Raw genomic sequence first — 12,204 nt, 5'->3', positions numbered from 1 at the left:
GCGTTGCGCCGCCCGATCGGGTCGGACGGCGCAACGCGATCAGACCCGTGTGAGCCGGACGGCGTCGGCGATGACCAGACCGGCGGCGCTGCTCCACCGACTCACGCCGACCCGGTTGGCGTCGCCGGCCGGAAGCGTGAACGTGCCGAGGACACGCCACTGGCCGCCGGTGGCCCGCTGGTCGACGGTGACCGTCCGGTTGCCGCTGCTGGTGGCGACGATGTACGGGGTGGCGCTGTTGTAGCCGGAGTTCGCCGGCCACCACGCATCGACCCGGTAGCTGGCGGTGGCCGGGACGTTGAACCGGTACCACGCGACGTCGCTTGACGCGACGGGGTCGGCGTACCGGTAGTCGGCGCCGTACCGCTGCGAGGAGTACGTCGACACACCCCAGTTGGCACTTGCGGTGAACCGGCCGGCGGTGGCGTTGTCGGCGATCGACGACCAGGCGGTGCCGCCGGCCATCTTCGCCGCCACGTCGGCCCGCATGACGTTGAGGTCGATGAAGGACGGGTCGATCTTGCCGGTGGTGCTGGTTTCCCGGTGACCGCGGGCGTAGCTGCTGTCGCGGCCCAGCCGTTTGAGCACGGCGGCGGTGGCGGCGATCGACGCGTTGTACTGCGCGGCGGTCATCTCCTGATTGACACCGTTGTAGTCGATCTCCCAGCCGATCATGAGGGTGTTGCCGTCACCGGCGGGGATCGGCCCGCTGCCGCCGCTGACCCCTGCGTGGTTGCACCGGCCGGCCGAGATGACGTGGAAGACGCCGTTGTAGTCGACCAACGCCTGGCAGAGCGGGCCGGGCAGGTCGGATCGGCCGTTGATGCAGATGCCGAGGGCCGGGTGCGGGTTGCTGGCGCTGGAGGTCGAGGCGGTGTGGTGCCAGAGCACCCCGATGGGGTCGAAGGAGCCCGGCCGCATGCGGTTGAGCCAGTCCCCCTCGACGACGACCTGGACCCCTGCGGCACGCAGCACGTCCACGAGCCACCCAACGGTGGCCATCAGGAGTCACCGAGCAGGTCGGCAAGGCACTCGGCCTTCGGTGCGGCGCTCGCCGGGGTGGGCCGGGCGACGACTGTCAGGGCGGCGGCCACCAGGGCGGGGATGCCGAGCACCCCGCGGCGGCGCAGACGGATGGATGGTGTTCGGGCCATGGCGATCCTCCAGCGACGGCGGGTTCGGACGCATCGACGAACGCGATGACGGCACGCTATACCGTCACGAACGTCTATGTCGATACCCTTCAATCACCATCCGCCGACTGAAGGAATCCGCCGTGTCAGGCGCCGCCGAGCGCGTCGATGTCGCGCATCTCCTCCGCCGTCAGTGAGAAGTGAAAGACGTCGAAGTTGGCGCTGATCCGCTCGGGCGTCACCGACTTCGGGATCACCACGATCTCGTGGTCGACATGCCAGCGCAGCACCACCTGTGCCGGCGAGACGTCGTGCGCGGCGGCGATCCGGGTCAACACCGGGTCGCTGAGATCGGTGGTCTTGAACGGGCTGTAGCCCTCCAGCACCACACCCCGGTCCCGGTGCTCGGCGTGCCGCTGCCTGTCGTACAGCATCGGACCCCAGCGGATCTGGTTGACCGCCGGATTCTCCTCGGTCGACTGGATCAGCTCGTCGATCTGCCCGGTGCTGTAATTGCTCACCCCGACCGCCCGGGTCAGGTTCTCGTCCCGGGCGGCAAGCAACTCCCGCCACATCGGGATGCTGGCCGCCGGCGACGACGGCGGCCAGTGGATCAGCCAGAGGTCCACCTGGTCGACGCCGAGCGCCTCCAGGCTTGCCTCCAGCGTCTCCCGCTCCCGGCCCACCCGGTCCGGCGGGAGCTTTGTGGTGATGAAGATGTCCTCCCGGCGCAGCCCGCTCTCCCGGACCGCCCGGCCGACCTCCTGCTCGTTGCCGTACATGGTGGCCGTGTCGAGATGCCGGTAGCCGGTGTCGAGCGCGGCCAGCACGGCTTCGTAACCCTCTGTGCCGGTGGCCTGCCAGGTGCCGAAGCCGAGCAGGGGCATCCGCACGTCACCGGGGAGCAGGGCGGTGGGCTGGTCGATGTGGTCCATGAGGACCGTTCTACCCCGCCGCGGCCCCAGCCGCCGAGCGAACCGGACACTCGGGCAGGCAGCGCGACGGTCCGCTTTGCCGGAGAATGCGGGGTGTGACGGACCGGCTGGATGAGTACCGGCGCCGGCGGGACGCGACCCGCACGCCCGAGCCGGTGCCGGCGCGCAGCCCGACGTCGGCCGAGCCCGCCGACGGCGAGGGCCGCTTCGTCATCCAGCAGCACCACGCCCGCAGCCTGCACTGGGATCTGCGCCTGGAACACAACGGGGTGCTCGCGTCCTGGGCGGTGCCGCGCGGCCTACCCCGCGATCCCGGTCGCAACCACCTCGCCGTGCACACCGAGGACCACCCGATGGAGTACCTCGACTTCTCCGGCGAGATCCCCGCCGGCGAGTACGGAGGCGGCCGGATGGTCATCCACGACCGGGGCACCTACCGCCGCGAGAAGTGGCGCGACGACGAGGTGATCGTGACCCTCGCAGGCGAACGGACCGCCGGCCGCTACGTGCTGTTCGCCACCGGCGGCCGGGACTGGATGGTCCGGCGCACCGACAGCGCACCACCCGGGTGGACGCCGATGCCCGAGTTGATCCGCCCGATGCACGCCACGCCGGCCGCCAAGCTGCCCCGCGACCGCGCCGAGTGGGGGTACGAGCTGCGCTGGGACGGCGTCCGGGCGATGGCGTACGTCTCCGGCGGGCGGCTGCGGCTGCTCTCCGAGAGCGACGAGGAGATCACCGGCGGGTTTCCGTGGCTGCGCGCGATGGCCGAGGCGCTGGCGCCGACCGAAGCGGTGCTCGACGGCGTGCTTGTGCGCATCGACGACGCCGGTCGGGTGCGCCCGATCCGACCGAGCACCGGCGGCCGGGTTCCCGCCGGTGCCCAGTACCTGCTCGTCGACCTGCTGTGGCTGGAGGGCGTGAGCAGCGTCGACGTGCCGTACGCGCAACGCCGGGAACTGCTCGACGGGCTGGCGTTGACAGGTACGCACTGGCAGACTCCGCCGTGGTTTCCCGGCGCCGGCGACGAGGCGCTGCGTACCGGCCGTGAGCAGGGCCTGCCCGGTGTGGTCGCCAAGCGGCTGGATTCGGTCTACGAGCCGGGGCGGCGCAGCCGGCGCTGGCAGAGCATCGACGCCGTCTGATGGCGAGGAGCGACGTGTACCTGACCCACCTGGACTGCCCACGCTGCGGCCGGGAGTACGCCGCCGACCAGTTACGGAACCTCTGCGAGTGCGGCTCCCCGCTGCTGGCGCGCTACGACCTGGCGGCGGTGGCGAAGGCAGTCACCCCGGAGCGCTTTCCGCTGCGCCCCGCCGACCTGTGGCGCTACCGGGAGCTGCTGCCGGTCGCCGATCCCCGGCACGTCACCACGCTCGGCGAGGGGTGGACGCCGCTGCTGCGCGCCCCGGCGTACGGCGCCGAGATCGGCATCGTCGACCTGATGGTCAAGGACGAGGGGTTGATCCCGACCGGCTCGTTCAAGGCTCGGGGCGCGGCGGTCGGTGTGAGCCGGGCGCGTGAGCTGGGTGTCGAGCGGATCGCGATGCCCACCAACGGCAACGCGGGCTCGGCCTGGGCGACGTACGCGGCGCGGGCCGGGATGGGCGCCACGATCGTGATGCCGCTGGCGGCGCCGAGCATCTGCCGGCGCGAGTGCGTGGCGGCCGGTGCCGACCTGCGCCTGGTCGACGGGCTGATAAGCGACGCCGGCCGCCTGGTGGCCGAGCTGATCGCGGAGTCGGACGGGGCGATCTTCGACGCCGGCACTCTGCGCGAGCCCTACCGCCTGGAGGGCAAGAAGACGATGGGGTACGAGATCGTCGAACAGCTCGGCTGGCAGATACCGGATGTGATCATCTATCCGACGGGCGGCGGGGTCGGTCTGATCGGCATCCACAAGGCGCTGCACGAGATGCGGGAGCTGGGCTGGGTCGGCGACAAGCTGCCCCGGCTGGTGGCGGTGCAGTCGACAGGCTGCGCGCCGATCGTGCGGGCGTTCGCCGCGGGCGAGGATCGGGCTCGGCCGTGGGACGACGCGCACACCGTGGCTTTCGGCATCACCGTGCCGGCGCCGCTGGGCGACGAGTTGATCCTGGCCGCGCTGCGGGAGTCCTCCGGCACCGCGGTCGCCGTCGACGACGCGGAGATCCTTGCCGACCTGCGCGACTTCGCCGCCCGCGAGGGGCTGCTGCTATGCCCGGAGGGTGCCGCCTGCCTGACCGCGGCACGGCACCTGCGCGCCGGGGGCTGGATCCGGGCCGGCGAGCGGGTGGTGGTGCTCAACACTGGCGCGGGTCTGAAGTATCCGGAGACGGTGGACGTCTCGGGCGTACCCGTGGTGGCGTGAGGCGGTGAGCACCCCGCGGACCACGCGGTCCGCGGGGTGCCGTCGCTTCGGCCTACTGGTAGGTGATGTCGGACGGTGAGTAGAAGCAGTTGACGCCGTCGGCGCCCTCACCGATCTTGGTCGGTTCGCTGCCCTTCGGCACACCCTTGTACTTGACGCAGATCGAGGTCTCCCGGTCCGAGTCGCCGACGATTGTGATCCGGCTGAACCGGGCGGTGTCGCCCCAGTTGGTGTTGATGCCGGCGATCGCGTCGGTGTCCCGGACGACCACGTTGTCGATCACCACGTGCCGCTGGTAGGACGTGGAGCAGTTGCCGCAGGCACGGTAGAGCTTCCCGGCGTTCTCGACCCGGAAGTTCTTGATGTAGACGGTGCCCGAGCCGTTGTGCTGGAACACCTTGTCGCTCGCGGACCGGGCGCCGCCGCCGTCGACGGTGTAGGTGGTGCCGCCGCGGAAGGTGGCGGCGTCCTCGCCCACGTCCTCCCACCAGACGTTGATCAGGGTGCAGTTGCCCTCGCAGTGCACGCCGTCGCCCGCCGGCGCACCGATGATCACGTTGCGCAGGGTGGCCCCGGCCGCCAGCTCGAACATCGGGTCCTGGCTCTCGCTCTGCCCGCCGTCACCGATGCCGTAGTAGCGCTTGAGCCCGCCGTCGAAGGTGCCGGAGACCGGGATTGTCGCGTCCACCTTCTGGCTGCCGGCGGGCGTCGGCCAGCCCGCCGGCGGTGCTGTGGTCGGGCCCGGCGTGGTGGGCGGTGGGTTGGTCGGCGGTGCGGTGGTGGCCGGCGGGGTGGTGGGGGTGCCGCCGCCGGACGAGTCGACAGTCACGTCGTCGAAGCCGCCGCTGGCGTACGCGGTGACCAGGCCGATCCGGCCCGCGCCGGCCAGGCTGTTGCTGCCGGAGGCGATCTGCGTGCCGTTGACGAAGCCGCGGATGGTGCTGCCGCTGGTCTCGATGCGCAGGGTGTACCAACTGCCCGTGCCGATGCCCAGCGACGCGGAGCCGATCGCGGTGATGCTGCTGCCGTTGACGGCCTGCAACTCGGCGCGGCCGGAGCCGAGCAGGGCCAGCCGGTACATCTTCGTGCTGCTTGTCGACCGGGCGGCCAACCCGACCAGTGCGCTGGACGAGCCGAAGCTCGCCGGCCGCACCCGGGCCTGCACGGAGTAGTCGGTCCAACTGGTCTGCCCGGCGAACTGCCGGGCCAACTCGCTGCCGGCGTTCGTCTGGTTGAGCACGCCGGAGCCGTCGACGGTCCAGGTGCCGCCGGACTTGGACCAGCCGGAGGTGTCGCCGTCGTTGAAGTTGTCGGTGAAGACGGTGGCCGCGAAGGCCGAGGTCATGCCGGCGGCGAGGGCCGCGGTGGTCACGCCCGCGCCGACGGCCAGGAGCAGTGGTCGTCGGCCGAGGTGTCGTCTCTTCTGCACAGGTGTCCTCCTTGACGCGTGTGGTGGCGATCCGACGGCCGTGGCGTGCGGGGACGTGCCGGCATGGCGAACTGCCCTGGCCTGGGATCGGTGTGCCCCGTCGGATGCCCGGGTCCGGAGCGGGGTGAAGCGGGATCAAAGCCGTTGGGAAAGGGCTTTCCCGCCCCTTCGAGGCTAGGACCGCTCAACCATCAGCGTCAATGCCTTGCGCTTGCAGGTCTGTTGCAGGATTCGACGGTCAGTAGCTGTCCGGCTCGGTCAGACGCCAGGCCGCGTTGATCAGACCGACGTGCGACAACGCCTGCGGGGTGTTGCCGAGCTGCGCCCGGGTGTCCAGGTCGATCTGCTCGCTGAACAGGCCCACGTCGTTGGCGTACCCGACCACCCGCTCGAACAGCTCCTCGGCCCGCTTCGGCTCCCCCGTCATCACCAGGCACTCCACAAGCCAGAAAGAGCAGAGCAGGAAACCCGCCGGATCGGTCGTCCACCGGCGGAGCAGCCCGTCCTCGGTGCCCAACTCCCGTTCGACCATCGCGATTGTCGACCGCATCCGCGGATCGGTGGCCGGCAGGAAATGCGCCACCGGCAGGATCAGAGCCGAGGCGTCCAGCTCCGCCGAGCCGAACGCGCCAGTGAACGCCCCGATCCGGTCGTTCCACCCGTCGCGCAGCACCGCGTCGCGGATCTCGTCGCGGACCGCGGCCCAGCGTCGCGGGTCGGCACGCTCACCGAGCCGGTCGGCGAGCCCCACGGCCCGGTCCATCGTCAGCCAGCAGAGCACCTTTGACGACAGGTAGTGCCGCTCCTCGTCGCGGGTCTCCCACATACCCCGGTCCGGCAGGTGCCACGTCTTGGCGACCTGCTCGGTCAGCCCGAGCACCATCTCCCGCAACTCCTCCTCGAACGTCGCGCCGAGGTAGTCGCGCAGCCGCCACACCGCCGAGACGACCTCACCGGGCACGTCGAGCTGCCGCTGCCGCCACGCGTCGTTGCCGATCCGGACCGGCTGGCTGCCGCGGTATCCGCGCGCATGGGTGCACATGTGCTCGGACAGGTCACGTTCGCCCTCCACCCCGAAGAGCACAGGCACCGGCTCGTCGCCGATCCGACCGATCGACCGCGTCACCCACGCGAACAGGCGCGACGTCTCGTCCGGGCAGGCCGCCACCCAGAGCGCGCGCATGGTGAGCGAGAAGTCCCGCAGCCACGAGAAGCGGTAGTCGTAGTTGCGGTCCCCGCCGATCCGTTCCGGCAACGACGTCGTCAGTGCTGCGGCGACCGCGCCGCTGCGGGCGTAGGTGAGGCCGGTCAGCACCGTCGCGCTGTGCCGCACCAGGTCGGGGTACCGGCCGGAGTACTTGTGCGACTCCCGGAACGCCTCCCACGCCCGCGTCGTCTCGGCGAGCGTGGCCACCGGGTCGAGCCGGGCCGGCGGGGCGCCGTAGGCCTCGCCGAACGCCACGTCGATCCCGACCACCTGGCCGGCGGAGACCTCGAACTCCTGGGTCACCCGGTCCCGGTCGGCCCGCAGCGACAGGCCACCGACGTGCAGCACCAGCACCACCGGGCCGGCGCCGGCAAGCACCCCGCCGTCCGGCTGCTCGTGCAGGTACGGCGTGAGCAGGCCGTACTCGGGGCGGGGCGCGAAGTCCAACGCCATCCGTACCCGCCCGGACAGCCCCTCGACCACACGGATCAGCACGGCGGGAGAGTTCATCCCCAGCTCGTGGGCGCGTGCGCCGATCTCGGCGGCAAGCGCGTCGGTGACCGCCACGCTTCCCTGCGGCGTGTGGTGCACAGTCCGCAGCACGAGCGTGTCCGGCCGGTACGCCCGCTCCACCCGGTAGCCGGGGCCGCCCGCGCCGACCGGGGCCACCCGAAAGTGCCCGGCGGTCGGGTCGAGCAGCCGGCCGAACACCGAGGCGCTGTCGAATCGGCTCGGGCACCACCAGTCGACCGAGCCGTCCCTGCCGACGAGCGCGCCGGAGCGGGAATCCGAGAGGAATCCGTAGTCGGAGATCGGCGGCTGCTCCACCCGCGCGGCGTACCCGGTTGGGCCCGGATCAGGCCGCGCTCACGCCGCTGTCGGCGGCTCGTCCTTGCCGGCGGCCTCGGCCTCGTCGGCCTCCTCCTTGGTGCGGTGCACAGCCTGGTCGGCGTGCTCCGGCGGACCGTAGACCGTGTAGAGCACAAGCGGGTTCGGGCCGGTGTTGACGAAGTTGTGCTTCGTGCCGGACGGGACGACGACGAGGTCACCCGCGACGACCTCCCGCTTCGCGCCGGCTACCCGGGCCTCGCCGGTGCCGCTCACGAAGGTAAGGATCTGGTCGATGCCCTCGTGCACCTCCTCGCCGATCTCACCACCCGGGGGAATCGTCATGATGACCAGTTGGGTGTGCTCCCCGGTCCACAGCACGCGCCGGAAGTCCGGGCTCTTCTCGGCGACGGTCGCGATCGTGAAATGCTCCATGCTCCGCTCATTACCCCGTTCGGCGGCGCGTCACGCCGGGACTGGCAGATGGTGGAATTCCCCACGGTCGGCGGGTTTGGATTCGCGCGCAAGGGGGATCGAGCACTCTGACCGGCGCGCGAACGGCCGGTCGAGCCAGGTCCCCGCCGGCGTACTGCCGAACGGCTGCGATGGTGGGAGACGGCCAGAGCGCGGCGACGTTCCGACCACTGTCGAACGGCGCCGTGCGCTCGTCTGTACGGCCGGTCCGCGAGACCCCGCCGTCAGGCGTCGCGGTGCAGCCAGGTGAGCAGGTCCGGCGGCGCGAGGGCGGCCGTACGCGCCCGGTAGCGGGCCAGCCCGGCCGCGTCCAGCAGGTCCCGGCCCTGACCCGAGCGGCCCTGGCGGAAGAACGCCTGGCGGTCCCGCAGCACGCCGAGCGCGTCCGGGGCGAGCTGGTCGGCGCGCTCCCGCATCCGGCCGAAGGTGGCCGCCTCCACCAGGTCGGGCCAGCGCTCGGCGGGCACCGTCAGGCCCCACCGGTCGGCCAGCCGAAGCATCTGCCCGCCCAGGTCGGCCCGGAGGTCGTCGTAGTGCACAAGCTCGACGTTCGGCTCGTTCCGGCGCGCCCAGGCGTCGCTCAGGTGCCACAGCACCCCCGGCAGCGAGTCCAACTCCGCACGCGGGTCCACTTCGCGGTCGACCCAGCTCGGCAACCACTGCTCCAGCGGCAGGCGCGCCCGTGGCGGTCCCGCCGGAGCGGGATCACCGGTCAGCTCGCGGAGGCGTGCCTTGTCCAGGTTGCCGGCCTGGTGATAGAGGGAGACCGCCATGTCGAGCGGGTGCCGGGCCACCACCACGTAGTGCACCCGGGGATCGAGCGGCACGCCGTCCAGCGGGGTGTGGGTCTTGATGAACCGCCGGTGCGGCTGGGCGGCCAGCCGGCGGTACACCGCGTCGCGCGACTCGACCCGCCAGTCCAGCCAGGGTGACAGCTCGATGAGCGGTGCCGGCAGCTCCGGAGTGCCCAACACCAGCAGCGCGCAGATCATCTGCATCCAGGTGGTGCCGCTCTTGGACCGTGTGCTGATCACGATGTCACCGTCGCGGAACGGGAACCCGACCCAGCGGGCGCTGTCCTCGTCTTCACTGCGGTAGCGGTGCGGTGGAGCGGGCATCGGACGAGCGTAGTCGCCGAACCGACAGCCAGGGACCGGATTTTCGCGTCGACGGCTGGGAAGGCATGCGAATGCCTGGCTAGATTGAATTATGGTGCCCGCCCACGGGGGCCGCGCGGCGGAACCGGTCTACCGCCCCATCCTCGCCAGCCGCCGACGCGGCGAGCTGGAGGCGTTGCACCACCTCGACCCCGCGGTCACCCCACTGCTCGCCCCGATCGTGGAGATCGACACCCTTGATCGGTCCACTATGGACGCTTTCCGACGCCTGCCGGCCGGACTGCTGCCGGCCGTCGATGTCGCGGCCCTGCCCGACGCGGCCGACCCGGATATCGTCCGTTGGGGCGTACCCCTGATGCCCGTCATCGGGCTCACGGAGAGCGACAGGCGGTTGGCCGCGCACGGCACGGCGGCCCGGGCGTACGCCGGACGGGCGCTGGTCCGGCTGCGCGCCGCCCGGGACCGGGCGGGGCCGGACGCGAGCACCACGGCCGTCGAACGGATCTGGCGGTTCACGGCGCTGGCGCCGGAGGAGTGTGACCTGCTTGTGGACGCCGGCGACGTGTGCTGCCCGGCGGACGTGCGGGTGGCCGAGCCGCGGGTGCGGCGGCTGCTGGGCTGGGCCCGCCGCCACGCCTGGCGCTCGGTGACGGTGGCCGCCGGCGGGATGCCGCCGACACTGTCCCGGCTGCCCAGCGACGAGCCTGTCCGGTTGGACCGTTGGGACTGGCAGCTCTGGCAGCGACTGAGCGACACGGGCGTCGACTACGGCGACTACGGCGTCGGGCCGGCCGATGCCGGTTCCGGTGATCCCGGCGACCGGCTGCCGACAGTGCGGTACACCGCCGAGGGCGGCTGGTGGGTCTACCGCTGGTCGCGGCGGGGTGGGCGGGGTGACGACAGGTTCGCCGACCTGTGCCGCGCGCTGGTGTCGGCGCCGCACTGGCCGAGCACCGGCGCGGCGTTCTCCTGGGGCGACCATGAGCTGCTGCGCCGGGCCCGTCGGGGCGCCGGAGCCGGATCGGCCGCCAACTGGACGGCGTGGAGCACGTCGCACCACCTGGCGCACGTGCTCACCACGCTGTCCCGCCCGGCCGGCGACACCCTGCCCGGCTGGCACCCCAGGCCGGCCCCGCAGCAGCGGGGACGGCCGCCGAGGTAGGAACGAGCCGAGGCGCTACTGCTGCTCGGTGAACCCGAACTGGATGATGCCCTCGTCGTCGACGGTGGCGTCCACCGACGCGTCGCCGAGCAGTTCGACGGCGTCCGCGTCGAGGAAGATCCGGGCGCCCTGGTTGTCGACCACCTGGTCGCCCTGCTCCGGCTCGGGCACCAACTCCACGGTGAGCGACCCGGCGTCGGCGTCGGCGGCGATCCGCACGCCGCCGTCCTGGGCCACGTCCTGCTGGTTGGCGAGGTCGCGAATGACGAGCACGGCATTGTCGGTCATGGTGAGCATGTGGGGAACTCCTCGTGGATTCTCGGCTCGCGGTCGGTTTCGCGCAGACCGGGCAGTGGGCCCGCCGCACGAGCACACGTGGGAGGCGGCAGGAGAGCGGACGGGCATCGCCGTCGCGTCGAATCGGGGCAGCTGACAGGCCCCTTCCCTGCCCACGGTGCCCGCTGCCGGGCGATCCGTCAAATAGAGCCGCGTCAGTCGAGAGCGGGGGCAGGCGCGAGCAACGCGCGGATCTCGTTGACCGCCGCGCGGCCCGCCCGGTTGGCGCCGATCGTGCTCGCCGACGGGCCGTAACCGATCAGGTGGATCCGGTCGTCTGCGACGACACGGGTGCCGTCCATGACGATTCCACCGCCCGGTGCACGCAGCGCAAGCGGGGCGAGATGGTCGAGTGCGGCACGGAAGCCGGTGCACCAGAGGATCACGTCGGCCGGGACGAACCGCCCGTCGGCCCAGGTCACCCCGTCGGGCGTGATCCGGTCGAAGACGGGTAGCCGGTCGAGGACGCCGTGCTCCCGGAGCCGACGGATCTCGGGGTTTACCGGCAGCCCGGTCACGCCCACCACGCTGCCCGGCGGGCGTCCGGCGCGTACCGCGGCGTCGACGAGTGCCACCGCGGCCCGGGCTCGCTCCGGGCCGAACTCGTCCTCGGAGAACTGCGGCGGGCGGCGGGTCACCCAGGTGGTGGACGCCGCGACCGGAGAGATCTCGGCGAGCAGTTGCACCGCGGAGGTGCCGCCGCCGACCACCACCACGCGGCGGCCGGCGAACTCCTCCGGCCCCCGGTAGTCGGCGGTGTGCAGTTGCCGCCCCCGGAACGTGGACCGACCTGGGTAGTGCGGCCAGAACGGGCGCGTCCAGGTGCCTGTCGCGTTGATCAGCGCCCGCGCCGTCCACAGGTCGTGGTCGCTGTGGACGTCCAGCCGGCCGTCCGGGCGGGAGCGCACCTCGCGGACCCGTACCGGTCGCCGGACCGGCAGGTCGAAGGCCCGCTCGTAGCGGGCGAAGTAGGCGCTTACCTCCGCCGCGGCCGGGCGTTGCGGGTCGGCGGGAGGGAAGGGCATCCCGGGAAGGTCGTGGAAGCCGTGCACCCGCTCCAGGCGCAGCGTCGGCCAGCGGTGCTGCCAGGCTCCACCCGGGCCGTCGTCGCCGTCCAGGACGACGAAGCCGCTGCCGGCAGCGAAGCCGGTGCGGCGCAGGTGGTAGGCGGCGCTCAGGCCGGCCTGACCGGCCCCGATCACCACGACGTCGACGGAAAGGGTGCCCACGCG

At 72.0% G+C, this 12,204-nt stretch carries 12 protein-coding genes; 3 read left to right on the top strand and 9 right to left on the bottom strand.

The window, feature by feature from the left end:
- Positions 1–39: 39 nt before the first annotated feature.
- The 3 genes from ACFY2Q_RS06725 to ACFY2Q_RS06715 form a co-directional block, all read right to left on the bottom strand.
- Positions 40–1,002: an N-acetylmuramoyl-L-alanine amidase gene (locus ACFY2Q_RS06725; protein ID WP_387128186.1), complete on the bottom strand. Its 963-nt coding sequence runs from the start codon at positions 1,000–1,002 to the stop codon at positions 40–42.
- On the bottom strand, positions 1,002–1,154 hold the full coding sequence (locus tag ACFY2Q_RS06720; protein WP_387128185.1) for a hypothetical protein: 153 nt from the start codon (positions 1,152–1,154) through the stop codon (positions 1,002–1,004). Before ACFY2Q_RS06720 ends, ACFY2Q_RS06725 begins: the two co-directional genes overlap by 1 nt.
- A 125-nt stretch (positions 1,155–1,279) precedes the next feature.
- A complete protein-coding gene (locus tag ACFY2Q_RS06715) occupies positions 1,280–2,068 on the bottom strand; it encodes an aldo/keto reductase (RefSeq protein WP_387128184.1) in 789 nt (262 codons plus the stop codon).
- 95 nt (positions 2,069–2,163) lie between these two features.
- Here ACFY2Q_RS06715 and ACFY2Q_RS06710 point away from each other — a divergent pair, with 95 nt between their 5' ends.
- Complete coding sequence (locus tag ACFY2Q_RS06710; protein ID WP_387128183.1) at positions 2,164–3,213, top strand: DNA polymerase ligase N-terminal domain-containing protein; 1,050 nt, start codon at positions 2,164–2,166, stop codon at positions 3,211–3,213.
- Between the two features lie 14 nt (positions 3,214–3,227).
- Positions 3,228–4,418 carry a threonine synthase gene (locus ACFY2Q_RS06705; RefSeq protein ID WP_387128475.1) on the top strand — a complete coding sequence of 397 codons (1,191 nt, stop codon included), beginning with the start codon at positions 3,228–3,230 and terminating at the stop codon, positions 4,416–4,418.
- Between the two features lie 52 nt (positions 4,419–4,470).
- Here ACFY2Q_RS06705 and ACFY2Q_RS06700 read toward each other — a convergent pair whose 3' ends face one another.
- From ACFY2Q_RS06700 to ACFY2Q_RS06685, 4 genes are all read right to left on the bottom strand, one after another.
- On the bottom strand, positions 4,471–5,847 hold the full coding sequence (locus ACFY2Q_RS06700; protein WP_387128182.1) for a pectate lyase: 1,377 nt from the start codon (positions 5,845–5,847) through the stop codon (positions 4,471–4,473).
- Between the two features lie 238 nt (positions 5,848–6,085).
- Positions 6,086–7,882 (bottom strand): glycoside hydrolase family 15 protein, encoded by a 1,797-nt coding sequence (locus tag ACFY2Q_RS06695; protein WP_387128181.1) that lies wholly within the window; start codon positions 7,880–7,882, stop codon positions 6,086–6,088.
- 39 nt (positions 7,883–7,921) lie between these two features.
- Positions 7,922–8,317, bottom strand: a complete 396-nt coding sequence (locus ACFY2Q_RS06690; protein WP_387128180.1) for a cupin domain-containing protein — start codon at positions 8,315–8,317, stop codon at positions 7,922–7,924.
- A gap of 263 nt (positions 8,318–8,580) precedes the next feature.
- On the bottom strand, positions 8,581–9,474 hold the full coding sequence (locus ACFY2Q_RS06685; RefSeq protein WP_387128179.1) for a sulfotransferase domain-containing protein: 894 nt from the start codon (positions 9,472–9,474) through the stop codon (positions 8,581–8,583).
- 91 nt (positions 9,475–9,565) lie between these two features.
- On the opposite strand from ACFY2Q_RS06685, the gene ACFY2Q_RS06680 reads away from it, so the two are divergent.
- Positions 9,566–10,636, top strand: a complete 1,071-nt coding sequence (locus ACFY2Q_RS06680; RefSeq protein ID WP_387128178.1) for a hypothetical protein — start codon at positions 9,566–9,568, stop codon at positions 10,634–10,636.
- A gap of 15 nt (positions 10,637–10,651) precedes the next feature.
- Here the strand turns inward: ACFY2Q_RS06680 and ACFY2Q_RS06675 are convergent, their stop codons facing one another.
- Both ACFY2Q_RS06675 and ACFY2Q_RS06670 read right to left on the bottom strand, forming a co-directional pair.
- The gene (locus ACFY2Q_RS06675; RefSeq protein WP_387128177.1) at positions 10,652–10,933 is read right to left on the bottom strand and encodes an adhesin; all 282 of its coding nucleotides are present in this window, start codon (positions 10,931–10,933) and stop codon (positions 10,652–10,654) included.
- Positions 10,934–11,127: 194 nt separating this feature from the next.
- Positions 11,128–12,201 carry an NAD(P)-binding domain-containing protein gene (locus tag ACFY2Q_RS06670; protein ID WP_387128176.1) on the bottom strand — a complete coding sequence of 358 codons (1,074 nt, stop codon included), beginning with the start codon at positions 12,199–12,201 and terminating at the stop codon, positions 11,128–11,130.
- Positions 12,202–12,204 lie beyond the last annotated feature (3 nt).

The organism is Micromonospora sp. NPDC000316 (assembly GCF_042898885.1).
Taxonomy (GTDB): Bacteria; Actinomycetota; Actinomycetes; order Mycobacteriales; family Micromonosporaceae; genus Micromonospora.
The sequence above is the reverse complement of the archived record's forward strand: the minus strand, read 5'-3'. Positions and strand labels throughout refer to the sequence as shown.

What these genes read in the sequence shown, in the direction of transcription:
- ACFY2Q_RS06725 (WP_387128186.1), bottom strand. Translation starts at nt 1,002, where the DNA reads ATGGCCACCGTTGGGTGGCTCGTGGACGTGCTGCGTGCCGCAGGGGTC.
- ACFY2Q_RS06720 (WP_387128185.1), bottom strand. Translation starts at nt 1,154, where the DNA reads ATGGCCCGAACACCATCCATCCGTCTGCGCCGCCGCGGGGTGCTCGGC.
- ACFY2Q_RS06715 (WP_387128184.1), bottom strand. Translation starts at nt 2,068, where the DNA reads ATGGACCACATCGACCAGCCCACCGCCCTGCTCCCCGGTGACGTGCGG.
- ACFY2Q_RS06690 (WP_387128180.1), bottom strand. Translation starts at nt 8,317, where the DNA reads ATGGAGCATTTCACGATCGCGACCGTCGCCGAGAAGAGCCCGGACTTC.
- ACFY2Q_RS06685 (WP_387128179.1), bottom strand. Translation starts at nt 9,474, where the DNA reads ATGCCCGCTCCACCGCACCGCTACCGCAGTGAAGACGAGGACAGCGCC.
- ACFY2Q_RS06680 (WP_387128178.1), top strand. Translation starts at nt 9,566, where the DNA reads ATGGTGCCCGCCCACGGGGGCCGCGCGGCGGAACCGGTCTACCGCCCC.
- ACFY2Q_RS06675 (WP_387128177.1), bottom strand. Translation starts at nt 10,933, where the DNA reads ATGCTCACCATGACCGACAATGCCGTGCTCGTCATTCGCGACCTCGCC.